The organism is Paenibacillus sp. 598K, assembly GCF_003851045.1.
Classification (GTDB): domain Bacteria; phylum Bacillota; class Bacilli; order Paenibacillales; family Paenibacillaceae; genus Paenibacillus_D.
On sequence record NZ_BFBX01000104.1, the window covers coordinates 23,594 to 47,506 of the forward strand.

General features: G+C 60.8%; 22 protein-coding genes and 1 riboswitch. Of the genes, 17 read left to right on the top strand and 5 right to left on the bottom strand.

Annotation, left to right across the window (positions count from 1 at the left end):
- Window positions 1–39: 39 nt before the first annotated feature.
- From PA598K_RS26630 to PA598K_RS26645, 4 genes are read left to right on the top strand one after another with little or no spacing between them, the layout of a single operon-like run.
- Window positions 40–1,698, top strand: coding sequence for an ABC transporter substrate-binding protein (locus PA598K_RS26630; RefSeq protein WP_128659857.1), 1,659 nt, complete (start codon window positions 40–42; stop codon window positions 1,696–1,698).
- Entirely contained in the window at window positions 1,685–2,683 is a 999-nt protein-coding gene (locus PA598K_RS26635) for an ABC transporter permease (protein ID WP_128659858.1), read from the top strand. The genes PA598K_RS26630 and PA598K_RS26635 overlap by 14 nt, the downstream gene beginning before the upstream one ends.
- Complete coding sequence (locus tag PA598K_RS26640; RefSeq protein WP_128659859.1) at window positions 2,680–4,344, top strand: ATP-binding cassette domain-containing protein; 1,665 nt, start codon at window positions 2,680–2,682, stop codon at window positions 4,342–4,344. Before PA598K_RS26635 ends, PA598K_RS26640 begins: the two co-directional genes overlap by 4 nt.
- Window positions 4,345–4,384: 40 nt before the next feature.
- Window positions 4,385–5,122, top strand: a complete 738-nt coding sequence (locus PA598K_RS26645; RefSeq protein ID WP_128659860.1) for an ABC transporter ATP-binding protein — start codon at window positions 4,385–4,387, stop codon at window positions 5,120–5,122.
- Between the two features lie 43 nt (window positions 5,123–5,165).
- On the opposite strand, the gene PA598K_RS26650 is transcribed toward PA598K_RS26645, so the two are convergent.
- The gene (locus PA598K_RS26650; protein WP_128659861.1) at window positions 5,166–6,014 is read right to left on the bottom strand and encodes a phytanoyl-CoA dioxygenase family protein; all 849 of its coding nucleotides are present in this window, start codon (window positions 6,012–6,014) and stop codon (window positions 5,166–5,168) included.
- A 131-nt stretch (window positions 6,015–6,145) separates the two neighbouring features.
- Between PA598K_RS26650 and PA598K_RS26655 the strand changes: the two genes are divergently transcribed.
- The gene (locus PA598K_RS26655; protein ID WP_128659862.1) at window positions 6,146–6,964 is read left to right on the top strand and encodes an AraC family transcriptional regulator; all 819 of its coding nucleotides are present in this window, start codon (window positions 6,146–6,148) and stop codon (window positions 6,962–6,964) included.
- A 138-nt stretch (window positions 6,965–7,102) separates the two neighbouring features.
- Here the strand turns inward: PA598K_RS26655 and PA598K_RS26660 are convergent, their stop codons facing one another.
- Window positions 7,103–8,410 carry an alpha-L-fucosidase gene (locus PA598K_RS26660; protein WP_128659863.1) on the bottom strand — a complete coding sequence of 436 codons (1,308 nt, stop codon included), beginning with the start codon at window positions 8,408–8,410 and terminating at the stop codon, window positions 7,103–7,105.
- Between the two features lie 128 nt (window positions 8,411–8,538).
- A complete protein-coding gene (locus PA598K_RS26665) occupies window positions 8,539–9,612 on the bottom strand; it encodes a Gfo/Idh/MocA family protein (RefSeq protein WP_260405631.1) in 1,074 nt (357 codons plus the stop codon).
- A 371-nt stretch (window positions 9,613–9,983) separates the two neighbouring features.
- Between PA598K_RS26665 and PA598K_RS26670 the strand changes: the two genes are divergently transcribed.
- Together PA598K_RS26670 and PA598K_RS26675 are read left to right on the top strand one after the other, a co-directional pair.
- Window positions 9,984–10,637: a response regulator gene (locus PA598K_RS26670; protein WP_128659865.1), complete on the top strand. Its 654-nt coding sequence runs from the start codon at window positions 9,984–9,986 to the stop codon at window positions 10,635–10,637.
- Window positions 10,638–10,726: 89 nt separating this feature from the next.
- Window positions 10,727–11,083 (top strand): c-type cytochrome, encoded by a 357-nt coding sequence (locus tag PA598K_RS26675; RefSeq protein ID WP_128659866.1) that lies wholly within the window; start codon window positions 10,727–10,729, stop codon window positions 11,081–11,083.
- A gap of 12 nt (window positions 11,084–11,095) precedes the next feature.
- Here the strand turns inward: PA598K_RS26675 and PA598K_RS26680 are convergent, their stop codons facing one another.
- Window positions 11,096–11,710, bottom strand: a complete 615-nt coding sequence (locus PA598K_RS26680; RefSeq protein ID WP_128659867.1) for an SCO family protein — start codon at window positions 11,708–11,710, stop codon at window positions 11,096–11,098.
- A 200-nt stretch (window positions 11,711–11,910) separates the two neighbouring features.
- On the opposite strand from PA598K_RS26680, the gene PA598K_RS26685 reads away from it, so the two are divergent.
- The 6 genes from PA598K_RS26685 (at window position 11,911) to PA598K_RS26710 (ending at window position 16,653) form a co-directional block, all read left to right on the top strand.
- Entirely contained in the window at window positions 11,911–12,231 is a 321-nt protein-coding gene (locus tag PA598K_RS26685; RefSeq protein ID WP_128659868.1) for a hypothetical protein, read from the top strand.
- 13 nt (window positions 12,232–12,244) lie between these two features.
- Complete coding sequence (locus tag PA598K_RS26690) at window positions 12,245–12,643, top strand: hypothetical protein (RefSeq protein WP_260405632.1); 399 nt, start codon at window positions 12,245–12,247, stop codon at window positions 12,641–12,643.
- A 131-nt stretch (window positions 12,644–12,774) separates the two neighbouring features.
- Entirely contained in the window at window positions 12,775–14,367 is a 1,593-nt protein-coding gene (locus PA598K_RS26695; RefSeq protein WP_260405633.1) for a right-handed parallel beta-helix repeat-containing protein, read from the top strand.
- A 3-nt stretch (window positions 14,368–14,370) separates the two neighbouring features.
- Window positions 14,371–15,096, top strand: coding sequence for a nitrous oxide reductase accessory protein NosL (locus tag PA598K_RS26700; protein ID WP_128659869.1), 726 nt, complete (start codon window positions 14,371–14,373; stop codon window positions 15,094–15,096).
- Window positions 15,093–15,914 carry an ABC transporter permease gene (locus tag PA598K_RS26705; RefSeq protein ID WP_128659870.1) on the top strand — a complete coding sequence of 274 codons (822 nt, stop codon included), beginning with the start codon at window positions 15,093–15,095 and terminating at the stop codon, window positions 15,912–15,914. Before PA598K_RS26700 ends, PA598K_RS26705 begins: the two co-directional genes overlap by 4 nt.
- On the top strand, window positions 15,907–16,653 hold the full coding sequence (locus PA598K_RS26710; protein ID WP_128659871.1) for an ABC transporter ATP-binding protein: 747 nt from the start codon (window positions 15,907–15,909) through the stop codon (window positions 16,651–16,653). Before PA598K_RS26705 ends, PA598K_RS26710 begins: the two co-directional genes overlap by 8 nt.
- Before the next feature lie 825 nt (window positions 16,654–17,478).
- Here PA598K_RS26710 and PA598K_RS26715 read toward each other — a convergent pair.
- Window positions 17,479–20,616, bottom strand: coding sequence for a glycoside hydrolase family 2 TIM barrel-domain containing protein (locus PA598K_RS26715; RefSeq protein WP_128659872.1), 3,138 nt, complete (start codon window positions 20,614–20,616; stop codon window positions 17,479–17,481).
- 201 nt (window positions 20,617–20,817) lie between these two features.
- Window positions 20,818–20,916: riboswitch (guanidine-I (ykkC/yxkD leader) on the top strand.
- A 125-nt stretch (window positions 20,917–21,041) separates the two neighbouring features.
- Here PA598K_RS26715 and PA598K_RS26720 point away from each other — a divergent pair.
- The 4 genes from PA598K_RS26720 (at window position 21,042) to PA598K_RS26735 (ending at window position 23,858) form a co-directional block, all read left to right on the top strand.
- Window positions 21,042–21,392, top strand: a complete 351-nt coding sequence (locus PA598K_RS26720) for a DMT family transporter (RefSeq protein WP_128659873.1) — start codon at window positions 21,042–21,044, stop codon at window positions 21,390–21,392.
- Window positions 21,389–21,703, top strand: a complete 315-nt coding sequence (locus tag PA598K_RS26725) for a DMT family transporter (RefSeq protein ID WP_128659874.1) — start codon at window positions 21,389–21,391, stop codon at window positions 21,701–21,703. Before PA598K_RS26720 ends, PA598K_RS26725 begins: the two co-directional genes overlap by 4 nt.
- A 163-nt stretch (window positions 21,704–21,866) precedes the next feature.
- Window positions 21,867–23,228, top strand: coding sequence for an MATE family efflux transporter (locus PA598K_RS26730; protein WP_128659875.1), 1,362 nt, complete (start codon window positions 21,867–21,869; stop codon window positions 23,226–23,228).
- An 18-nt stretch (window positions 23,229–23,246) separates the two neighbouring features.
- On the top strand, window positions 23,247–23,858 hold the full coding sequence (locus PA598K_RS26735) for a TetR/AcrR family transcriptional regulator (protein WP_128659876.1): 612 nt from the start codon (window positions 23,247–23,249) through the stop codon (window positions 23,856–23,858).
- The last annotated feature ends 55 nt before the right edge of the window (window positions 23,859–23,913 follow it).

Below are 23,913 nucleotides of genomic sequence, written 5' to 3' on the forward strand. Positions count from 1 at the left end.
CCATATATGAACCTATCCAAAAAGGGGAATGACCTAGCAATGAGAAAATCCTGGCTTATCCTCATCCTTACTATCGCGCTGGCCGTCACTGGTTGCTCGAGCAACAGCGGCAATGATAACGAGAACAGCAACACAACCGCTACGGACAAGAGTGCAGAGCAGACGGGCACGGCAACGCCCGAAGCTGCGGCTGCAAGCACCGATGCAGCGAAGATCGTGCCCATGTTGAAAATCGCCGGCAGCGATGTTGGCTTCCCGTCGCCGTTTACATTCAGCGCGCTTGGTCCGTTCGGCTTCCTGCGCAACTCGTTTTTGTTCGATACGTTGACGTGGAAGGACGATAGCGGCGTCATCCCTTGGCTGGCCAAGTCGTGGGAGCTGTCGGAGGATGGACTGACGTACACCTTCGAGCTCGAAGAACAGGTGAAATGGCATGACGGCGAAGCGTTCACTGCAGAGGATGTCGTGTTCAGCTTTGATTACTACAAGGAGCATCCGTTCAGTTGGAACGGCGATATCAGCCAGATCAAAAGCGTGGAGAAGATTAATGATCTGACCGTCGCCTTCCATCTGAATAACAAGTACGCGCCCTTCCTGAGCGATCTTGTCGGCATCGTGCCGATTATCCCGCAACATATCTGGCAGTCGGTCGCCAATCCGGTGGAGTTCCAGGAGGATGCCGCTCTGATCGGTACGGGCCCCTATACGCTGGAGGAGTACGATACGGCCTCCGGGCAGTATCTGTTCGCAGCCAACGACAGCTACTTCAAGGGCGAGGTGCTCGTCAAGGAGGTCGCGTATGTCAAGGTGGCGGACAAGTTGCTCGCTTTGCAGAACGGAGAGATCGACCAGACCTTTGTACTGACTCACTCGGATGTCCAATCGGCCGAGGCAGCGGGCTTCCAATCGATGAAGAGCGATCCGACCGGCAGCGTCGTCCGTATTACCTTTAATCTCGATCACGCCCAACTCGGCGACAAACGTCTGCGGCAAGCGATCGCCTACGCGTTGAACCGCGAGGAGCTGGCTGCCAAGCTGACAGGCGGCGAGCCGATCGTCGGCAGCGGCGGCGTCATCCCTCCCGATTCGCCGTGGTACAACCAAGACATCAAGGCGTATGCGTACGACAAGGCAGAAGCGGAGCGCCTGCTCGACGAGCTCGGTTATGCGAAGAACAGCGAAGGGGTCCGCAGCGGACTAAAACTGAGCGTAATGACGTCCTCGAATAGTCCGGAAGCGACGATGATGAAGGAAATGCTCAAGGAAGTCGGCATCGATCTGACGATCGCACAAGTCGATGGCGCGGCGTTCTCCGACGCGATGGGCGAGAACAAATACGATATGGCAATTACCGGCCACATCGGAGTGAGTGGCGATCCGGACTTCCTGCGGTTATGGTTCTCCGGTCAGGCGGCCAACACGTACGCGGCGCGCGGCACGGTATTCGACGCCCAGGGCTTCCAGGCGCTGGCGGCCGAGCAGATGCAGGAGCTCGACGAGACGAAGCGGCATGCGATTGTCGATCAGATGCAAAGCATCCTGGCCGAAGAACTGCCGACCCTCGTGCTGTTCCATCGTCCGTTTTACAGCATTCACAATGCCAACGTATTCGACGGCTGGAAAAACACCTATGGCGGGATCGCGGACGGTCTGCCGCTCTGGGAGAACAAGGCGCTCCTGATCGATGTCGGCAAGTAAAAAGGCAGCCTCCTATGGGCTGGTGCTCCTATTCATCATCCTGCTTAATTTCTGGCTTCCCCGGCTGCTGCCGGGGGGGCCCGTCGACTATATTACGGGCGGCGGCGCCGAGGGGGCCGTATTTCTAACAGAAGCGCAAAAGGCCGCGATGCTGGAGTATTACAAGCTTAACGCTTCGCTGGGCGAACAATTTAGGCAGTATATGAAAGGCATCGCCACGTTCGAATTCGGCTTGTCCGTCGGTCAGAAGGCGCCGGTATACGAGGTCATCCTGGCACGGCTGCCATGGACGCTGCTCATCGTCGGATTGGCCAGCTTGTTATCGATCGTGATCGGATTGCTAGCCGGATTGTACTCTGCGTGGAAGCACCCTGGCCGGACGGATCGCGGGCTCTTCCTGTCGATGCTGGGCATCAGCTCGATCCCTGAGTTTCTGATCGGCATGACGTTGCTGATCGCGCTGGCGGCGAAGCTCGGCTGGTTCCCGCTTAGCGGGGCCAGGACCGCGTTTTTGCGCAGCGACTCATCCTGGGAGGCGGCGCTCGATGTGCTGCGGCATGCGGCGCTGCCAGCGCTGACGCTGACGCTCAGCAGTCTGGCGGGCTTGTACCTGCTCATGCGCAATGAAGCGCTGCGGGTGCGCGAGGAGCCCTATATCGAATTCGCTGCTGCGAAGGGCGCAAGCTCGCGGGTCATCGTGTTCCGGCATATCGCTCGCAATGCGTCATTGCCGCTGGTGACGCTGATTATGATCCGCATGGGGATGCTGATCGCCGGCTCGATCCTGGTGGAGACGGTATTCGCCTATCCGGGGATCGGCAAGCTGCTGCAGGAGGCGATCCTCGGTCGGGACTACCCGCTCCTGCATGGACTGTTCCTGCTGATCACGCTTTTCGTGCTCCTGCTAAACCTGATCGGCGACCTGCTCTACCCTTATCTGGACCCTAGGATTCGCAAGGCAGAGAACAGCGGGGTGAGCGGATGAAGCGGACTCTCAGCTGGTCACAGCTCGTTGGGATCGCAGGATTTGCGGGGTTCGTCCTGATCGCATGGCTCGGTCCATTGACGGTGAGTCATGCGCCGATGGCTATTGATGGAGAACGGCTCATGCCCCCCTCCGCCGAGTATTGGCTCGGCACCAATATGATCGGGCAGGACCTGTACAGCCAGCTCATCTATGGAGCGAGGATGACGTTGGGGGTCGGCATGACTGTAGCGCTCCTCAGCACCTTCCTTAGCGTCAGCCTTGGCCTGCTGGCAGGCTATTCGCATCGGCTCGACCCGCTGCTGAACGGGATCGCCAATATGTTGCTCGTGCTGCCCTCGCTGCTGCTTATCCTGATCGTAGCCTCCTTTACGGGCGGCGGCACATGGCAGCTCATCCTGACCTTGAGCCTGCTGACCTGGCCGGGCTACATGCGGTTGATCCGCGCCTCCACGCTCTCGCTGAGGGAGAGGGAGTTCGTAAAGGCAGCGCAGCTCTACCAAGGGAAGACCGGTTATATCCTGCGGCGTCATCTGCTGCCGTTCATCTGGCCGCTTGCGCGGACGAAGTTTATCATCGCCTTCCAGACCGCGGTGGCGATGGAGGCGAGCCTCGCCTTCCTGGGCATCGGCGATCCGAGCACGGTGTCGTGGGGGAGGATGCTGCATGAGGCGTTCTCTCGCACGCAGACGTTCCTGACGGACGCCTGGCTCTGGTCGATCGTCCCGCCTGCGGCAGCGATCCTGCTCGTCATCGTGGCGCTTGCCTTGCTCGGCGAGAGCAGCGCGCGAGGCCCGTCGTTCGCAGCGCAGTCGGGACGGCGCGCGGGACATCAAGCAGCGGGTCAGCGAGCGGATCACGGCGTCGCAGATCAGCCCAGTACCGGGGATGATGCAGCTCCGAGTCGGACGAAGGATGAGGCGAAGTCAGGAGAGGCGGCGATCGTCGTCCGCGATCTTCAGGTGACGTATGCGGATCGGATCATCGTCCATCCCATCAGCTTTGAGGTGCGGCAGGGCTCCATTACGAGTCTGGTCGGCGAGTCGGGCTCAGGCAAGACGACGCTGGCCAGAGCGGTGTATGGACTCGTGCCGGCCGTCTCGGTCGAGGGGGAGGCGCGGGTGAACGGACGTCCGATCTACGATGCAGGCTCCGCTGCCGCGATGGAGCGCTGGGTGGACGCCGCCTTCATTATGCAGGACCCGCGCAGCAGCTTCAACCCGATCCTGACGATCGGCCAACAGTTCTACGAAGCGATGCGTCGACAGCGGACGCGGGCCGAGCGGCAGATCGCCGCTATCGCGGCATTGGAGGAGGTGCAGCTCGACGCGCATGTGCTGTCCTGTTATCCGCATCAGTTAAGCGGAGGGATGCTCAGTCGGGCGTTGATTGCCCTGGCCCTCGTCAACAAGCCGCGTGTGCTGATCGCCGACGAACCGACAGGAGCGCTCGACCCGCTCGTCAAGCGGGAGGTGTTCGACCTCCTCGTGGCCAAAGTGAGAGAGCATCGGATGGCGTTGCTCCTCATCACGCATGATATCCCTGCTGCGCGGCATATCTCGGACGAGATCATCGCGCTGCGGGAGGGGAGGCGGGTCGAGGCGCATCTCGACCAGGAAGCCGGGCGCAGGGAACCTAGTGCGGCTGTCGGTAGAGCCTGATCTATCGATCGCCGCGAGAGGGGAAGGAGGAGCAGAAGAGATGTTATATCTGGACAAGGTATCCAAGCAGTACAGCGGCGGGGGCAAGGGCGCTCGCGTCGTCAAGGCGGTGGACGGGGTGTCGTGCGAGCTGATGGAGGATGAGATCTTCGCCTTGATCGGCGAATCGGGCTCGGGCAAGTCGACGCTGGCCGAGCTGATCGTCGGCCTGCAGCAGCCCACCTCCGGCAGCATCGTCTGGCGAGAGCGGCAGACGCCCGCCATACAGATGGTGTTCCAGAATCCGGATCGCTCTATGAATCCCTACTGGAAGGTAAGGGACATCGTTGCTGAGCCGCTGCGGCTGAGCGGCTATCCGAAGCAAGCCGCATGGCTGGCGGCGGAGGAGCTGCTCGCCAAGGTGAAGCTCTCCTCCGAATATATGGACCGTCTGCCTGCGCAGTGCTCCGGCGGCCAGAAGCAGCGGATCGCGATCGCCAGAGCGCTGTCCATGTCGCCGAGGCTGCTCGTCGCCGACGAGATCACGTCTGCGCTGGACCCGATGATCGAAGCGGAGATCATGGCGCTGCTCCTCGAGCTGAAGCGCGCGGAAGGGATGTCCATCCTTTATATTACGCACCGGATCGAGACGATCGCCGGCTTTGCCGACCGGGTAGCGGTCATGCGGAGCGGCACGATTCAGGAGATCGGAGACACCGCAGCGGTATTCCATCGGCCGTCGTCGGCGTATACCCGTGAGCTGATTCAGGCCTCGTCGTATGATAGGACTCCCTCATAAAGCATAGGCCGCCTCATATCGTATGGGCGGCCTTATTCCGGATTTATTTGCTCCCCGGCACAGGCTTGTCGTTATAGTGGCCGCGCGGTTTTTTGCCGCTCCACCTTGGATCGACAGGGTCGAGCGAGGATTGGTAGCGGGTGTCCACGCTGAGCCGATACTGCGCGGTCGTATTCTCGAGCGAGCAGTGCATGAGGAACATGCCGAAGATGAGTACGTCGCCGGCCTGGAATTCGGTGGTCGCCCACTTGCCGCCATACCGTTCCGTGATGACCAGCGGATCGTCGGTGTAGGCGCCGATGCCGTCGCGATCCGAGTCCTTGGCCCCGTAAGATTGCTTGAGCGACTCGAAACGGTGAGAGTTCAGGCAGAGCGCCAGCCCGCCCATCTCATAGCTGATGTCTCCCAGAGGCGACCAGACCGTATACAGGTTGTGGGTGCCGCGTCCCATATAGACGATGTCGTAGTGCGCGCCGGTATAATCGCCCTTGCTTACGGCCCGCAGCCATTTATATCGGTAGGTCAACGATTTCGCGCCCAGCAGTTGATCAAAAAAGCCCATCACATGCTCGCCGTTCAGCACATCTAGCAGCTCAGGCAAGTCCTCGTGCAGCCCGCCCATGAAGATCGATTTGCTCCCATCAGCCGTGAAGCCCTCCTCCAGCAGCGTATCCCTTCCAAGCTTGCCCATCTTGTCGATCTTGCTCAGCACCGCCGTCCTGGCCCGCAGCACCTGCTCCCGGTCATGGAAGCCCCGCAGCAGCAAATAGCCGTCTTCCTCCATACGCGCTCTCAGCGCATCCGTATCGCCCAACACATCGTTCGAATCCCGCAGCTCCTCCAGATGAGGCCCGCCCAGCTCCAGCTCGCGGCTACCTACCTTAACGTTCAACGTCAAACCCTCCTTTGTAGTCGTGTAGGCTTATTGTAGTGGATCAAGTGGGGGCACGCCATGGAACAGCGTTACAAAAACATGTATAATTGTCCTGATTATTGTGAGGGTAGAATGGAGGGCTTCAAGTCATGACAATGATGGATATTCCTTATATACTGGATAATCGTACCGAGATGGCGGATCTGCAGTTCAGATCGTTATGGAAGGTGCGCGCGGACGAAACCTATCATGCGATCAAGCCGCAAGGCTTTGAATGTCCGGGCATATTTTTGACCTGCGAGGGGACGGGTATCTGCATCGTGGACGGTCAACGGCATGTGCTGCCTGCCGATTCCTATTTTATCGTGCCGGAGGGCTTGCCATGCTCCTATCGTTGCGAGGGGAACGACGACTGGCATTTTTACTTTATTCACTTTGATCCCTTCGGGCTGGTCGACGAGTTGGAGCTGCCCGTGATCGCGCCGACGGCGACGGGCCGGCTGGTCGAGGCTGCGCGACTGTGCGAGCGGATGATCGACGAGATGATCGTCCAGCCGCGCGGGTACGCGGTCGCGATGAGGCTGCGCGCGCAGGAGCTGATGCTGCTGCTCGCCAGAGAGCGGGATGAGGCGAGCAAGAGCCGTCATCCCGAGCTGGACGACATCCTCTACTGGATGCATCAGCATCTCGCGCAGCCCCTTGCCGTGGAAGCGCTCGTGCATCGCAGCGGGCTGTCGCGTTCGGTGTTTTTTGGGCGGTTCCGCGCCAGGACCGGCCTGTCGCCGAGCCAGTACATGCAACGGCTGAAGCTGGACTCGGCGAGAGCCTCGCTGGAGACGACCAGCCTGTCAGTCAAGCAGATCGCGGCCTCGCTGCAGTTCTACGACGAGTTCCACTTCTCTAAGCTGTTCAAGCAACAGTATGGCCTGAGCCCGCGAGCGTATCGCGAACGTCTGCGGGAGGGATAGCGGCGAGAGTGGGTAAAAGAGAAGAGACATGTGCAAGAATGGGAGGTGGGCGATGGCGGTCGAGGGGGCTTAGTTGAGGAGCGTGCGCAGAGAAAGGCGGCGCATGTCGCATCGCGCCGCCGCTTGCAGCCATGAGTACTATCTCAGGAACAGCTCGATCACCGGCACCGTCACGTTAGGCTGCTTGACCGGCAACTGCAGCGTCAAGGTGTCGGCAGGGCGGCCTTCGTTGAAGGCGCCCGCCTCCATCGTCATCTCCTGCTCCCCCTCGACCATGCGGATCTCGGAGGCGTCGTTCAGCAGCTGCGCATACTCGACCTTGCCGGAGAAGCCGGGCAGGTGGAGGTTCTTGAACGGCCAACTGAAGATATGCAGATACAGCCGATGGGTGTCTGGGTTGTAGGTGAAGCGGCAGTCGCCTGGCGCGGCTAGGCCGTCCGGCGCAGCAGTGCAGCCATAGATCGAGCGGCTGTGGCGCTTCATCCATTCGCCGATCCCCCGGAGCCGGTCGACGGCGCGCTCGTCGATCTCGCCGCGTCCGGTCGGGCCGACGTTGAGCAGTAGATTGCCGCCCTTGGCGACCGTATCGATCAGCATCTTGACCAGCGTGTCGACGCTCTTCCACGACTCCTCGTCGCGGTAGTAGCCCCAAGAGCCGCTGAACGTATGACAGGCTTCCCAGATGACGCGGCGTCCGCCGACCCGTATCCACCCGCGCGGCTGGTATTGCTCCGGCGTCGTGATGTCGCCGGGAATGCCGAGCCGATCATTGAGCATGATCTGCGGCTGCAGCTCGCGCACCATCCGGATGAACCGCTCGCTTTGCCACTCCTGCGCCCCCTTGCCGGGGAAGCCCTCGAGCGGCGGGATCGAGAAGTCGAGGAACATGACGTCGATCTTGCCGTACTCGGTCAGCAGCTCGCGCGTCTGCGCGAACATGAAGTCGATATACCGCTGCCAGTCCTTCTCTCTCTGCGCGTCCAGGAACGCCTGGTTGTACCGCAGCGGATGCTTCACATCGACGGTGTAGTGCGGATGATGCCAGTCGAGCAGCGAGTAGTAGAGGCCGGCGCGGATGTCGCGAGCCCGGAAGGCGTCGAGCATCGGTCGCAGCAGATCGCGTCCCGCCGGCGTGTGCATTACGTTGTAGTCGGTCTGCTTGGTGTCCCAGAGGCAGAAGCCCTCATGGTGCTTGGCGGTGACGACGAAGTATTTCATCCCGGCATCGGCCGCCAGCTGCGCCCATAGCTCAGGATCGTACAGATCGGGGTCGAAGCGTTTAAAGTATTTGTGGTATTGCTCATTCGTCATGAACTCGCGCCCCTTTAGCCACTCGTGACGAGCGCCGAGGGCATAGAGTCCCCAGTGGATGTACATGCCGAAGCGGGCCTCGGTGAACCATTTGGAATCGCCGGTCACCGGCGCGATATCGTAATCGAATCTCATATGAATCTCCTCCTGAGGGTGGTATGGTGACAGCTCATGTCAACGCGATACCGCGTCACTAGAAAGGCGAATGCCAACGTGCATAGGAACTTGGAGCGCGGGCTCTAATCCGACGCAGTGCCTGCGCACTACAATCCCAGCGACGCCCGGAACTCGCGGAGTCGGATGCGCTCGCCGTCCTGCTCGGCGCTGCGGCGCAGCGCCTCCATGAGGACGATCGTCTCGATGCCCTCATGGATGTCGGGCGCAGGCGTCCGGCCAGTGTCGAGACAGTCGGCGAAGTACTCAATATAGTTCTGATACTCGCCCGCATGATGACTCTCGCCCTCGAAGCGGAAGTAGTAGCTGTGCTTGTCGTCGAACGTGTGTGTCTGCTTGCCCTCTCCGGCAAAGTGGGTATGGTAGCGCAGATTGAGATATTCGGCGCGACTCGTGCCCTCTGTACCGCGCAACGTGCATTCGATCGAGGGCGCGAGCTCGCGGCTCAGCGTCGGCAGCGTATAGCTGCCGGAGACGGTGGCGATCCGGCCGGCGCTGTCGCGCATTACGAAGCGCAGGCTGTCCCACGCTTCGAGTCCGTAGCTGCGGCTGGTCGAGCTGACCGTGCCGAAGCCGCTCGCCTCGGTGATCTCGCCGAGATACCAGCGGGCCAGATCGACGGCATGGATCATGAAGTTGTACATCCAGCTAAAGCCGCTCTGGCGGCTCCAGCCGCGCTCGAGGAACCAGCGGCCGTCGGTGATGTAAGACGCTTCGACCGTCTGCAGCTCGCCGTGGCGACCAGTCTCAAAGTCGCGGCGCTGGTGCAGCATCGGCTCGAAGAATCGCGAGCTCTGGCCGACGAATACGTGCTTGCCGCTGCGCTCCGCCAGCTCCCGCAGCTCAGCTGCGCCCTCCAGCGATGTGAGCAGCGGCTTCGTGCAGATGACATGCTTGCCGGCGGCCAGCGCCTGCTCGATGTGCTCGCGGTGCAGCTGATCCGGCGTATAGATGGCGATGACGTCCAGCTCGGGATCGTCCAGCAGCTCGCGATAGGAGGTCGTCCAGCGGTCCAAGCCGAACTCCTCGGCGCGCTCCCGACATACAGACTCGTTCAGATCGCATACCTTGCCCAGCTTCCATTGACGGCTCTGGAGCGCAGCCGACAGGATGCTGCGGCCCTCGCCGAGGCCGACGACGCCGAGCGTGTAGATCTTGCCCATAGTGTTCATCCTTTCTCTGGCCGTCCTTAGACAGCAAGGGAGGTTTTGGCGTTCAGCTCGTTGCAAGCGTTACCAAACTTGGTTCCCATTATGCCGACTGCCCGCGCATTCGTAAACACTCGTTTCATTTTGCGCCACTCCATTCTTGTTAGAAGGGACCCTACCTTTCCTTCGGGAGCATCCAAATGTTCGGCAGATGTCCCGAAAACCCTTGCCATGCCTGGGCCGAGGGCCGGAGTGCGTCAGATCACAGCGCGCCGCGCCGTTTTTGACATATAATATTCACGCCTTCTGACTCTTTCGGGTCATGCGAGCGCTGCATGGCTGCGTTACCCTAAGGGTAAGGCACAGGAAGGAGGACGAACCCGCATATGAATGAACCCAGCTTCCGCGTGCTCATCGTGGACGATAGCGAGCATGCCCGGGAAGGCATCCGACTCATCCTGTCAGGGGACCCGGCGTTCATCGTCGTCGCGGAGGGCAGGAGCGGCGAGCAAGCGCTGACGCTGACCGAGCAATGGATGCCCGATCTGATCCTGATGGATATCTCGATGCCCGGCATCGGCGGCATGGAGGCGACCAAGCAGATCAAGGGGAAGTATCCGTATGTGAAGATCGTCATGGTGACGGTATCCGACGACATCACCCATCTGTTCGAGGCTTTGAAAAAAGGGGCGCAGGGCTATCTGCTCAAAAATCTGTCGCCCTCTGCCTGGCATGAGTATTTGCGGGCGATCGCGCTCGACGAAGCGCCGATGACCAAGGAGCTGGCGTTTCGCCTGTTGAAGGAATTCTCGCCGGTCGACACGGGTGCGGATTACGAAGGCCCGCTGACGGCGCGCGAGCGGGAGATCCTCGGTCATGTCGCGCGGGGCGCGGTCAACCGCGATATCGCCAGCGCGCTGTCGATCTCGGAGCACACGGTCAAAAATCACCTGAAAAACATCCTCCACAAGCTGCATCTGTCCAATCGGGTCCAGCTGACGAGGTATGCGTATGAACAAGGGTGGTTGGGGAAAGGGTAAACTATAGGGGGAGTCCAAAATTAACCATCCGAAAGGTAGTTCAAAAAGTTCGCTTTTGATCACGAAATTTAAAAAAGGAGTGGGGACGAATGAAAAAATGGAAATGGACACTCGCGGCTGCGGCGCTGACAGGCATGTTGGCAGTCAGTGCATGCGGAGGCGGAGGAGGCGGCACGCAAGGCTCTGGCGGCCAGAATGGTCCGGCAGAGGAAGCGTCGGAGCATAGCGAGGCGATGTCCGTCTACAAGCAGAAGTGCATGAGCTGTCATGGCGCGGAGCTGCGCGGCCGTTCGGCGCCGAGCCTGGAGAAGGTCGGCGCCAAGTACAGCCGCGAGGAACTGGCCACGATCATTACGGAGGGACGCGGCGGCATGCCGGCCTTTAACCGCCAACTGGACGAAGCCGAGATCGGCGCGCTTGCCGATTGGCTCGCTGTGCAACAATAAGCGATTCGCCGGTCAGCTTTCCTTGACCAGGGATTCGATGTCGCGGAGGATCTCCTCCTGATCGATATCCTCGCCCATGCGGTAAATCTTGCGAACCTGTTGCTTGCCGTCGATCAGGAGCAGCGAGGTTACGTTGTGCACGTACAGGCCGTCGTCCAGTCGCTGGACGTTGTTGCCGTAAGACTTGGCAAGCGCGATCGTATCGGCTTCCTCGCCGCGCAGCAGCGTCCAGCCGCTAAGGTCCATCCCCAGCCTGTCCGCATAGTCGGCGAGCACCTCCGGCGTGTCGTTGTCCGGGTCGAATGTGGCGGAGACGAAGGCGACCTTGTCGCCGTATAGACTGCGGGCCTTCAGCTCCTCCTGCAGGTCGACCATGTGGATCGTCGTGGCCGGGCAGATGTCCGGGCAGCGCGTGAAGATAAAGGACATGAGCCGCACCTGGCCGTCATAGTCGCTCTGGCTGACCGATTGTCCCTGATAGTCGGGCATCGTGAAGTCGGGCGACGCCATGACGACCGGCAGGCGGTCGGACTTGAACATAGGGTAGATCAGATAAGCGGCGAATACAAGGACGAGTATCGCGCTGGCGATCAGATACGGGCGCGCCGCTTTACTTTGGCTAGACATGAGAGTAATCACCATCCTGGATTTATACTGACCTCCCGATCCTGCGGATCGGTCTGTTTTTCTGGAGGTCCTTTGAACAGACAGGTTAAGTGTAGCATTGGCCTTCGGCTGGCTGCTATAGCTATTTGGGGCTACAAGGCCAATTGACATCAAATGTTCACACAAAGGGGCAAGTTTATCCCCGAAGGAGACGGACAAGCATGAAGTTCATCAAAACGTGGTGGCCGATCGTGCTGCTCGCAGCGATCGGTGCGGCGATGCTGATACCGATCACGATGTCGCCGCCCGGCAGCACGCGAATCGTCGTCGACCATACGCTCGAGACGTATATCTCGCCGCTCTGCTTCGATCAGGCGGAGGCAACCAACAATCTCGGAGAAGTAACCTGGGAGCGGGCGACGGGCTATGGCTACAAGCCGGAATCCGCATGCACCGAGACGCAGCTGGCGCCGCAGACGATGCTGCTGTGGCAGTCGCTGGCGATCCGACTCGGGCTAATCGACGGCCCGTGGTCATGGTAGAAGGGGGAAGAGGATGACAGCAAGGATAAGACAGCAAGGCATGAAAGCGATGAAGCTGCTGCTGCTCGGCGCGCTCTGTCTATGGCTGAGCGGCTGCGGTAGCAGCGCGCCGCCGATCGAGATCGATCCGGCGTTGGTCGAGGGCACGCTGACCACCGATCCGAGTCCGCCTGTCGCGGGCGAGCCTATGCAGCTGCGCGTTCAGTTCAGCGGCGCGGAGCTGACCGATCAGGCCGATGTTGCGGTTGAGATCCGGGCGGCGGGTCGACCGACGCTGGTCGATGCCGAGTTCGACGCGGGCGCGTTCGTAGGCACGCATACATTTGCGAGTGCGGGCACCTTCGAGGTGTATCTCCATCTCTATGTCGACGATCTGCATATCGCCAAAAAAACCGAGGTGACGGTCGAGTGAGGCGGCAAGCAAGGCATGCCTCCTCGTGCGGCGTTGGCACAACCGGCCCAAACAGTGCAAAGAATAGAGCAAAGGTATCCCTTGTCGGGCGAATAGGACGAGCGCTGCCGGGCCTGCTGGCGCTGTCGGTGATGGTTGCGATTGGCGTGCCGTCGTCAGCAGTCGCGCTGTCGGCGGGGACACAGGGGGATGCAACGCGGTTTGTAGCCGAACAGACGGCGGTGATGCGGGCGAAGGCAGATTCTGCCGTTGCTGTGCAATCGGAGACGATGCAGGGGAATGGAACGGCGGTCGCCGACATGCGCTCGGCAACGATGCAAGCGAGCGCAGCGCCGACTGTCGCTGCCAAGTCTGCCGTGATGCCAGGGGACGCAGCGCCGATCGTCGCTGTGCAGTCGATGGCGAAGCAGGCGAACGCAGCGTCCACCCTCGACACGCAGACGATCGCGGCGTCGCAGGCGGCTGCCGACGAATCGGCCGCACAGCCTGACTCGACGTTGCAGCAGTTAATCGATGAGGCTGCGCCGGGCGCACAACTGGTGCTGCCGAGCGGCACCTACGAGGGCGAGCTGGTCATCGACAAGGAGCTGCAGCTTGTTGCTCCCGAGACCATCCTCCGCTACACCGGCGAAGCAACGGCGCTGCGCGTCGAGGCCAACCGCGCGAGCGTGTCGGGACTGACGATCCTCGACGAGACGGTGAAGAGCGAGCCAACGGTGCTCGTCACCGGCGACGAGGTGCGTCTCGAAGGATTGGAGATTACGACCGCCTCGGGCGGCATTTGGGTGCGCGATGCCGACGGCGGTGAGCTGCGGGACAATGTGATCGGTTGGAGCCGCCAACCGGAGGCGCAGCGCGTCCGCCCCGCTGCCAAGGGCAACGGTATCGATCTGTATGGCGCTCACGACCACTTGATCGTCGGCAATACGCTCCGCGAGCTCCATGACGGCATCTATCTGGAGAACAGCGACACCAATGAAGTCACCGAGAACCGCATCTACGATTCCCGTTATGGCGTGCATTGCATGTATACGATCGGGACGCGCATCTACGCTAACGTCGGCGAGGGCAATATTACCGGCGCGATGGTGATGAATACGCAGGATGTCGAGATGATCGGCAATCACTTCAGCAAGCAGAGCGAAAATGTCAATTCGCAAGGGTTGCTTCTTTTCGATGCGCAGCGAACCTTGATCCGTGACAATCTGCTCAGCGGCAACCGCGTGGGGATGTATATCGAGCAATCCTCCGATAACGTCATCGAAGCCAATCGGGTACTGGACAACTTCACCGGGCTGCACTTCATCGCTGCGAGCGGCAACCGGGTAACCGGCAACGAGCTGCGCGGCAACGTCGCCGACGCTCAGGCCAGAGAGAGCACGGACAATGAGATCGCCGGCAACTACTGGGACGAGCATCGGGGGATCGATGCGGACGGCGACGGCTACAGCGACATCAGCTATGCGATCAACCCGCTCTACGCCGGGATCGCGCAGCGCCGACCGCCCTTCCAGTTGTTCTATCAATCGCCGGGCATGCGGTTCCTCGAAGGACTGTATCAGGCAGATATGAAATCGTGGACGACCGATGTGTCGCCATTGATGAAGCCGCCGTCCGCTGCCGAAGAGGACGGAGAGGCCGCGTCGCGCTGGCCTGCAGGAGTGGCTGGAGCGTTGCTGCTCGGCGGCGCATGGTCGGTAATTTTATTCGCAAGGAGAAGATGAGAGATGAAGAGAATCCGCAATTATGCCTGGACGGTGCTGGTGCTGCTGGCCGCTATGGCGGTAGGGGCCGCATGTGGCAGCAAGACCTACGAGCCGCATGCCATCAACGAAGCGACGGATCGATGCGTCATCTGTAACATGGCGATCAAGGATGATCAGTATGCGACCCAGATTATTACCAAGGACGGCCAGTCGCTGAAGTTCGACGATCTGGGCTGCATGAACCAGTGGAAGACGGAGAACGGCACCGACACGATCGGTGCGGCATTCGTCCGCGACTACACCAACAGCAAATGGCTGAAATACGAGGACGCCTACTATGTGTACGAGGCCCAGATCAAGACGCCGATGGCGTATGGTATCGTCTCGTTCGAGTCGGAGAAGGAAGCGGAGGCGTTCATCGCCGAGCATGGCAGCGGCACGCTGATGAAGGCTGATGATCTGGCGCAGCACAGCTGGGCGGTCAATCGCGACATGATGGATATGGACGGTCACTCGCATGATGCAGACGGCCATGCAGACGGCGAGAGCGGCCATGGCGACGGCGAGGCTGGACACAGTCATGACGGGGAAGCCGGACAAGGCCATGAAGGAAAAACAGACGAGCACGGCGGAGACTCCGCGCACGACGATGGCGAGGCTCAGGGTCACGACGCTTCCGAGACAGAAGGCGCGCACGGGGCGAGCGAAGCCGCGACGACGGATCATGGAGCAGGCAGCGCCTCATGAGCCATGCGTGGCAAATTGCGATTCGCGAGCTGCGGATGGGGCTGCGCAATCCCTGGGCTTATTCGTTCCTCGGCTTGTTCGTGGCGTTTATGCTCAGCCTGCTGCTGATCCAGTCGCAGGGCTATGTCCAGGGCTATACCGGCGTCACCGGCACGATGCTTAACCTGATCATCTATCTGCTGCCGCTCATGACGCTGATGCTCGGCTCTTTCTCGCTGACGGGCGAGCGGGAGGACGGCAACTGGGAGCTGCTGTCCGCTTATCCGATCCGCACCTGGTCCTGGATGCTGGGCAAATACGCCGGTCTGGCGGTAGTGCTGTTGGTTATCTGCGCCTCCGGCTTCGGCGCGGCAGGTCTGCTCGGCTGGTTGAGCGGCGGCGGCTTCGAGCTATCGACCTACGGGCTGCTGCTCGTGTTCGCTGGCAGTCTGACGTTGATGTTCCTGGCCGTGGCGTTGGCCGTCGGTACTGTGGCGCGCAACCGCTGGCAGGCGCTGACGATTGCCGTGGCGATCTGGTTTTTTGCGGTCATCGGCTGGGCGCCCCTCCTGATCGGCACATTGGGCATGCTGCCTTACATGTGGATCAAGCCTGCGGTGACGGTACTGACCGCACTCAATCCGGCCGAGCTGACCCGTTTGTTCGTCGTCGTCAAGCTCGGCGCAGGCTCGGTGCTCGGACCGGAGTATTACGATTGGGTGCGCTGGATTCGCGGAGCTGCCGGGACGATAGGCTTCGCGGCTCTCTGCGCGCTCTGGATCGCGGTGCTGGGCGGCGGCTCGGCGTGGCTATGGGAGAGGAGGAGATCGCGTGGCTGAGCCCTTCGTACAGATGAGCGGCGTACGCAAGACGATGCAGGGTCAAGCCGTCATCCAGGAGCTGAGCCTGACGGCGGCGCGCGGCGAGATCGTCGCGCTCTGCGGCGGCAACGGCGCGGGCAAGAGCACGATCCTCCGCATGCTGGCTGGCGTCATGCAGCCGGACGGAGGCGAGATCGTCGTCGGCGGTCGACGGTGGCGGGAGGATCGGATGGCCTATGCCCGCCAGATTGGCTATATGCCAGACGACTACCGATTTAGTCCGGGTCTGACCGCAGCCGAGACGATGCGCTTCTGGGGATCGCTGCGGGGCTTGCCCCGGTCGCGTGCGACGGCGGTGCTGGAGGCAGTGGGGCTGGGCGAGACCGGACGTAAGTCGGTCAGCGCCTTCTCCAAAGGGATGCGCCAGCGTATCCTGTTCGCGCAGGCGCTGCTCGCCGAGCCGCCGCTGCTGATCATGGACGAGCCGACCAACGGATTGGATCCGTACTGGATGGACAGCTTCGCCGCGCTAGTTCGTCAGGCCGCCAAGGCCGGACAGACGGTGATCTTCTCCACGCATCAGCTTGCGCTCGCCGAGGGGCTGGCAGATCGGATCGCCTTCCTGCGCGGCGGCGTCATCGAGCTGGAGGGCACGCCCGCCGAGATTCGCGAGCGGCTGGGCTCCGAGGGTCTACAAGAGGCGTTCGCGGCGATGTTCGGCTTCCCGGTCGCGCGCGGCGACGGAGCGTCGACCTGACATGAAGGCGGCCGAGCAACGGTGAGTCATGCGTGTGCAAGGGAAGAAAGGTGCACTGGAGCGGCCGAGTAACGGTGAATCGTGTGTGCAAGGGAAGAAAGGTGCACTGGAGCGGCTGAGTGACGATGAGTCGCGCGCACAAGTGACCCGATTGGTCGCTTTTGCGTCGTAATGAGCGGTCCGTGCTGCGTAGCGGCCAACATCCGCCCCACGTCGCCCGTCGCGCGGCTGTAACTCTAGTTTGTAGAGTTAATCGGTCTGCGAACCGCCCGTCACGCCGCTGTAACTCTAGTTTGTTGAGCTAATCGGTCTGCGAACCGCCCGTCGCGCCGCTGTAACTCTAGTTTGTAGAGCTAATCGGTCTGCGAACCACTCGTCGCGCCACTGTAGCTCTAGTTTGTAGAGTTAATTGGTCTACGTACCGGCGGACGCACGGCTGTAACTCTAGTTTGTAGAGTTACTCGCTCCACACGTCTCTCGGTAACCCCCCATGAGCCGCCCTGAGTGCCGCGTCAGCGCATCACGGGGACGTGTTCTGCCGCCGCACGCCCACATGCCAAAAAACCAACCTGTCGCAGTTCATCACAGGTTGGTTTTTTGTGTTGCTCGGCGTGGACGCCTGGCATGCGTCGGCCTGACTACCTGCCCGGCGTGGACGCTGGCGTGTGCCCGCCTGACTACCAGGCCGTCGTCGATACCCGGCGCAGCCGCCTGACTACCCGTGGACGCCTGGCATGCGGCCACCCGGCCGCCCGACCACCTGAGCGCGGGGCAGGCGGCATGACGGCGACCGCCCGACTATCCGGGCATCGCCAAGGCTCCGCGCTAGCGGAGCGGGGACAGGGTGAAGCGATACGAATAGGTGCGGTTGGCATGGAGCAGGTATTCGCTATGGGTCGGCGCGTTCCAGCTATCGTCGCCGCCTACGCCCATCTGCTTGTAGTTGATGCGCAGCACCGTCTTGTCGGAGGCGGGCAGCTTGTAGCCATGATCGCTTGCTTCGAGCTCCTCGAATGTCCACGGCAAAGCGTTGACCTCCAGCGGCGTCGGGCCGTTGATGTGGATGCCGCTGCCAGCTTCGCCTGCGGAGAGCGACGCTTCGCGGACGTCGTACTTGTTGCCGCATTCCTGCGGCCGCAGATATGGCACATACTGCTCGCGGACGCGACCGCTATAGCGGCCCAGACGCGCGCCGCTCTGGCGATCCCAGTAGCTCTCGTGCGGGCCGCGGCCATACCATCCGATCGTGTCGAGCGAGCCGTCCAGCACGAGCTGCATGCCGATCGCCGGGATCTCCGGCAGTCCGCGATCCGCGCCGCCGGGCCGGAGCGTCAGCTCGATCTCGACGCTCTCATCGGCGCGGATCGTGTATCCGAGACTCAGCGAGCTGAGCGGCGATGTCGGCAACACATAGTCGGCGCATACTTGGATGGCTTGCCCCGCATGCTCCCACTGGAGCCGGACGAGCTCGCGGCTCAGCGACGCCTCGCGCCAGATCGCGGCGCGCTTGTCCAGCTTGCTGCCGATGTCGTTGTCCGTGATTGCGCGCCAGAAGGTCGGCGCCGCCGGAGCCAGCAGCTGCTCGCGGCCATCGGTGGCGTAGGAGACCAACTCGCCGGTCAACTGATCGAAGGCAACGGCGAGCCCGCCAGTCGTCACCAGCAATCGCCCGCCTTGCTCCTCGACCTGCAGCTGCGTCTCTGTGTCGCCTGCCACGGCACGCGGAGCGAGCGACTGCGGCAGACCGGGAGCCAGTACGAATTGCTCCCAGGCAACCTCATGGCCTGGCTCGCCCCAGGACGTCTCGTCCTTCAGGCGGAACGATACGGTCAGCACCGTCTCGCTCGCGGCGGTCGGCGGCACCGCCTCATACGGCAGCTCGATTTCGGCCGTCTCTCCAGGCGCGAGCGCTACACTCAGTCGGCCTTCTCGGACAGGAGCGCCATTCTCGAGCATCTCCCAGACGAGCTCATAGCTGTCGAGGTTGAGGAACAGATGCTTGTTGCGGACCAGGAACCGTCCCTTAGCGCTGTCAACAGCCTGGATGTCGATGTTCTGGTAGCACTTCTTGACCTCCAGCAGCTTGGGCGTAATCGAGCGATCGGCGAAGATCAGACCGTTGCCGCTGAAGTTGCCGTCATGCGGCGATTCGCCGAAGTCGCCGCCGTAGGCGAGGTAGGAGACGCCGTCCGCTGTCGTCGTGCGGATCGCCTGGTCGACCCAGTCCCAGATGAAGCCGCCCTGCAGCACTTCGTATTTGTCGAAGAGCGCCGTGTACAGATGGAGCCCGCCGTTGGAGTTGCCCATCGCATGGCTGTATTCGCAGATGATGTACGGCTTGCTGGCATCCTCCTTGGCATATTTCTCGACGTCGCGCGGGTGGATGTACATCGTCGACTCGATATCGGACGCTGCCGCGGACTTGCGATAGTGGAAGACCCCTTCGTAATGCACGAGACGCGACGGGTCGGCCTGCTTCAGGAAGTCGTGCATGGCGATGAAGTTGTCGCCGCCGAACGACTCGTTGCCGAGCGACCAGAGGACGATCGACGGATGGTTTTTGTCGCGCTGGAACATCGAGTTGCAGCGGTCGATGACGTTGGCCGTCCACTCCGGCCGGCTGCCGGGGACGTTGCCCTCGTTCAGCTCTCCTTGACGGTAATGCCAGGTGCCGTGCGTCTCCAGGTTCGTCTCGTCGATGACATACAGGCCGTATTGGTCGCACAGCTCGTACCAGATCGGCTGGTTCGGGTAGTGCGAGGTCCGCACGGCGTTGATGTTATGCGTCTTCATGAGCAGGATATCCCGGATCATGTCGTCCACGCCGAGCGCGCGGCCGCTATCGCAGGAGAACTCATGGCGATTGACGCCCTTGAACAGGATGCGCTTGCCGTTGATCTTCATGAGACCGTCCTTCAGCTCAAAGGAGCGGAAGCCGATCCTGCTGCTGACAGCCTGCTGCGTGTTGCCTGTGGCGTCGGTCAGCTCCAGCACAAGCGTGTACAGATGCGGCGTCTCGGCGCTCCAGAGCAGCGGTCGCTCGACGGCGGCGCTCAGACGGAGCGAGGCGCTGGCCGCATCGGCGAAGGAGACATCCTGTGCATGCGCTTGCGCCCATACCTTGCGCCCCTGCGCGTCATAGAGCTGCATCCGGAGCTGATAACCGGTGACGTTCGACAGCTCATAATCCTCGAGCTGGACATCGACGCGCAGCTCGGCGTGCTCGTAATTGTCGTCCAGCTGCGGCACCGCGAAATAGTCAGCGATGAACACGCGAGGCGAGGTGTATAGATAGACCTCTCGGAAGATGCCGCTAAGTCGCCAGAAATCCTGATCCTCCAGCCAGCTCGCATCGCACCAGCGGTACACCTCGACGGCCAGCTTGTTGTCGCCGGGGATGAGGTACGGCGTCAGGTCGAACTCGGCCGGCGTGAACGTATCCTCGCTGTAGCCGACGAGCTCGCCGTTCAGCCACACATAAAACGCCGACTCGACGCCCTGGAAGCTGATGAAGACGGGTTGGCCCTCCCAAGCCTCCGGTACGTTAATTGTCCGCACATAGGAGCCGACCGGGTTGTACTTCGTCGGTGCGAAGGGTGGCTTCAGCTCGGGCTCGGAGTCGATCCAAGGATAGCGGATGTTGGTATATTGCGGGTAGTCATAGCCTTGCAGCTGCCAATGCGAGGGCACCGGAATCTCGGTCCAGCCGCTCGTATCATAGCTTGTCTCATAGAAGTTGGCGATACGCGCCTCTGGCGTCGGCGCCCAAGCAAATTGCCATTGACCGTTCAGGGACAGCCGCCATGGGGAGCTGTTCTTGTCTCCCGCCAGCGCTTGCTCAGCGGTCGGGTATCCGATCATCGAGGCATGGGCGGGCAGACGGTTCAGCTGGAAGATCTCGGGGTTGTTATTCCACTCGGGATAGCCATTGGCTGGCGGCTCATAGACGAGTTTGGATCGCATAATAATCGTATCTCTCCCTTACGTTTGAATACAGCTATATGAACAGTATAAGAGGTATCTGTATGAGAAGATATAAAAGGATATTAGGCGATGATAGAACAATATTAAGAAGTGTGATCGACAGCGGCGGGATGTTTTTGCGATTTTGAACCTGACTTGACCATGGCACATATCTGTGTATAATAGAAGGAACGTCATACGAGAACAGTTTTCTAGGGTTCCGCACGCCTCGCGTGGACTGGACCGAGAGAGAACGGCAGCTTCACGGCTGTGACACGGAGGGATAAAAGCCCGGGAGATAGACTGCGTCAGCAGTTTATGTCCCGGGCTTTTGCTATGGGGACGGACAACACACGGGCAGCAGCAGCGTTGGCGTATGCCGGGAGAGACCCCGGGGAAAATAAACCAAGGAGCGTGAATAAAGCATGAGTAAAAGCTGGTTGATGGTCATCATTGCAGCGGGATTCGAAGTGGGCTGGGTCATCGGCCTGAAGCATGCGGCAGGCTGGCTGGAGTGGGGTGCGACGGCTATCGCCATCGTCGTCAGCTTTACGCTGATGATCGCGGCATCGAGGACGCTGCCGGTAGGGACGGTCTATGCCGTATTTGTCGGGCTAGGGACGGCTGGCACTGTGGTGGCGGATATCGTCCTGTTCAGAGGAGAGGCGAAGCTTGGGCAGCTGGCGATGATCGGATTGCTGCTGATCGGCGTCATCGGATTGAAGCTGGTCAGTCAGGAGAAGCCGGAGGAGACGGTGGAGGTGAATCGCGCGTGAGCTGGATAGCTTTAGTATTGGCGGGTTTATGTGAGATGGCCGGCGTCCTTATGATCAACAAATTTAATCAGCAGCGTTCGGGGACAGCATTGCTTCAGCTCATTTTGGCCTTTGGTCTCAGCTTTTTGCTGCTGGCGTATGCTATGGAGCATTTGCCGATGGGCACAGCCTATGCCGTATGGACCGGTATCGGCGCATCAGGCGGAGCTGTGCTCGGCATGATCTTTTACGGGGAGCCGAGGCAGGCGATGCGGATCTTTTTTATCGGGCTGGTGCTCGCTTCGGCCATCGGATTGAAGCTGCTCAGCTAGGGCGTGTCTGCACACCCGCTCAGGGGCATCTTAGACCGCCTTTCCGCCCCCTGCGGCGTCACTTTTGCTTGCCGCGGGAAACAGCATCCAGTTGCATTGTCATTCCAACGGTTTTATAATACTGAATGAACGTTCAGTATATAAAGGACAGGTGCACACATTCATGAAAGAACAACAAGGCATTCATACGCTGGCTACCGACTCGGTCGGCCGGGCATTCCTGCGATATCTCGTGCCTTCGCTGCTGGGAATGCTGCTGGTCGCAGTCAACATCGTCGTCGACGGTATCATGGTCGGCAACAAGCTGGGACCCGAGGCGCTCGCCGGGATCGGCATCGCCAGCCCGGTCTATACGTTGCTCATCGCCATGTCGCTATGGCTCGGCATCGGCGGAGCGACGCTCTATTCCCAGGCGATGGGAGCTGGCGATACAGAGCGGGCGGGACGCATCTTCGCCCAATCGCTGATGGTGATTTTCTCGCTGACGCTGGTCATTGGCGCGACGGCCTTTATGCTGCGGGAGCCGCTCATTTATAATCTGGGCGCCAACAGCGATACCTTTCCGCACGCGATGGCTTACATTACCGTCATGCTCCTGCTAGGCTTTGTCTTTACGGTGGAAAACGCGCTGAGCATTTTCGTCCGCAACGACGGCAATCCCAATCTTGCGATGGCGGCGCAGATTACCTTTGCGTTGTCCAATATCGCCATCAACTATGTCATTCTCTATGTGCTGGAGTTGGGCGTAGCTGCTGTCGCGACGGGGACGATCATCGCCGCTTCGCTTGGCTTGCTTGTGTTATTGACGCACTTTTTGCGCAAGGCGAACAATTTGCGGCTGCGCCGCTTCAAGTGGGATCGGGTGCTGTTCGTCTCGGCGATCGTCATCGGCTTTCCGAGTTTTCTGGCCGAGGTAGGCATCTCCGTCTTCACCGTATCGCATAATATTACGCTCGAGCATCTGGCAGGGACGGCGGGAGTGGCTGCATTTTCTATCATTAGCTATACGCATAGCGTCGTCCTCATGACCTTCCTCGGACTTGGGGCGGCGATCCAGCCGCTGGTCAGCTATTACCACGGCGGAGAGCACGAGGAGCGCAAGCGGCAGACGCTGCGGATCGCGATGTGGACCGCTGCCGGGGCAGGCGCATTTCTGCTGCTGTTCGTACAGCTGTTCACGCCTTGGATCGTCGGCATCTTCGGCGATTTTGCGCCAGCGGTCCGGGATACGGCGATCGACGGCTTCCGCATCTTCGTATTCGGTTATGTGTTCATGGGGATGAACTTCGTCATGATGACCTATTTCCAGTCGGTCGATCACGTACGGATGGCCGTATGGATTACGGCTGCTCGCGAGATCATCTTCATGCTGATCTTCCTGCTGGCGCTGCCGCCGGTGCTCGGACTGGTCGGCGTGTGGCTGGCGGTGCCGCTATCGGAGGTCATCGTGCTGGGTATGATCGCCGTCTATTACAAGAAATACGGTCATCTCGTCGGCCCGGCGCCGCTGCGCGCCGGACGATGACGGGGGAGGGAGGTCAGCATGAACAAGAAGCGACAGCAGAGCGAGCAGACAAAGGCCCGACTGGCTGAGGCCGCTCGGGCGCTGTTCGCCCAGAAGGGCTTCAAGGCGACATCCATCGAGGATATCGTCGCGGCTACGGGCAGCAGCAAGGGCAACATCTATTATCACTTCCAGAGCAAGGAAGGGCTGTTCCGTTATCTGCTCGACGAGTGGAATGCCGAGTGGATCGAGCAGTGGGAGCGCAAGCAAGGTGCGTATGCGACCGTGGAGGACAAGCTGTACGGCCTCGTCGAGCGGCTCGTCGTCGAGGATCTCAACCATCCACTGAGCAAAGCGAATGATGAATTCCTGGCGACGGAGATTGAGAGCAATGAAGTGCGACAAGCGGTAGCGGAATATATGGATGAACATCTGCGGTTTAATCGAGATCTGCTGCAGCAGGGGATGGACGAGGGGGAGCTGCGCCCGGATGATGCCGGAGAGCTGGCGATCGTGCTGGAGGCGACGCTGCTTGGTCTGGCGGAGATGGCCAAGCGGATGTCGCAGGAGGAGGCGCTGCAGGTGCATCGGCGAGCGATGGCCGTGTTTTTGCAGGGTACCGTCGCGACGCGGCAGCGGGACTGGGGATAGCCCTTGGGCTATGCTGATGTCCGGGAGCTGGAGAAGATGGACATCGACGCGATGG

Coding starts and splice junctions, on each gene's coding strand:
- PA598K_RS26690 (WP_260405632.1), top strand. CDS start 12,245: ATGACAGCAAGGATAAGACAGCAAGGCATGAAAGCGATGAAGCTGCTG.
- PA598K_RS26695 (WP_260405633.1), top strand. CDS start 12,775: ATGGTTGCGATTGGCGTGCCGTCGTCAGCAGTCGCGCTGTCGGCGGGG.
- PA598K_RS26705 (WP_128659870.1), top strand. CDS start 15,093: ATGAGCCATGCGTGGCAAATTGCGATTCGCGAGCTGCGGATGGGGCTG.
- PA598K_RS26645 (WP_128659860.1), top strand. CDS start 4,385: ATGTTATATCTGGACAAGGTATCCAAGCAGTACAGCGGCGGGGGCAAG.
- PA598K_RS26730 (WP_128659875.1), top strand. CDS start 21,867: ATGAAAGAACAACAAGGCATTCATACGCTGGCTACCGACTCGGTCGGC.
- PA598K_RS26735 (WP_128659876.1), top strand. CDS start 23,247: ATGAACAAGAAGCGACAGCAGAGCGAGCAGACAAAGGCCCGACTGGCT.
- PA598K_RS26670 (WP_128659865.1), top strand. CDS start 9,984: ATGAATGAACCCAGCTTCCGCGTGCTCATCGTGGACGATAGCGAGCAT.
- PA598K_RS26635 (WP_128659858.1), top strand. CDS start 1,685: ATGTCGGCAAGTAAAAAGGCAGCCTCCTATGGGCTGGTGCTCCTATTC.
- PA598K_RS26640 (WP_128659859.1), top strand. CDS start 2,680: ATGAAGCGGACTCTCAGCTGGTCACAGCTCGTTGGGATCGCAGGATTT.
- PA598K_RS26720 (WP_128659873.1), top strand. CDS start 21,042: ATGAGTAAAAGCTGGTTGATGGTCATCATTGCAGCGGGATTCGAAGTG.
- PA598K_RS26715 (WP_128659872.1), bottom strand. CDS start 20,616: ATGCGATCCAAACTCGTCTATGAGCCGCCAGCCAATGGCTATCCCGAG.
- PA598K_RS26665 (WP_260405631.1), bottom strand. CDS start 9,612: ATGGGCAAGATCTACACGCTCGGCGTCGTCGGCCTCGGCGAGGGCCGC.
- PA598K_RS26655 (WP_128659862.1), top strand. CDS start 6,146: ATGACAATGATGGATATTCCTTATATACTGGATAATCGTACCGAGATG.
- PA598K_RS26680 (WP_128659867.1), bottom strand. CDS start 11,710: ATGTCTAGCCAAAGTAAAGCGGCGCGCCCGTATCTGATCGCCAGCGCG.
- PA598K_RS26685 (WP_128659868.1), top strand. CDS start 11,911: ATGAAGTTCATCAAAACGTGGTGGCCGATCGTGCTGCTCGCAGCGATC.
- PA598K_RS26700 (WP_128659869.1), top strand. CDS start 14,371: ATGAAGAGAATCCGCAATTATGCCTGGACGGTGCTGGTGCTGCTGGCC.
- PA598K_RS26675 (WP_128659866.1), top strand. CDS start 10,727: ATGAAAAAATGGAAATGGACACTCGCGGCTGCGGCGCTGACAGGCATG.
- PA598K_RS26660 (WP_128659863.1), bottom strand. CDS start 8,410: ATGAGATTCGATTACGATATCGCGCCGGTGACCGGCGATTCCAAATGG.
- PA598K_RS26630 (WP_128659857.1), top strand. CDS start 40: ATGAGAAAATCCTGGCTTATCCTCATCCTTACTATCGCGCTGGCCGTC.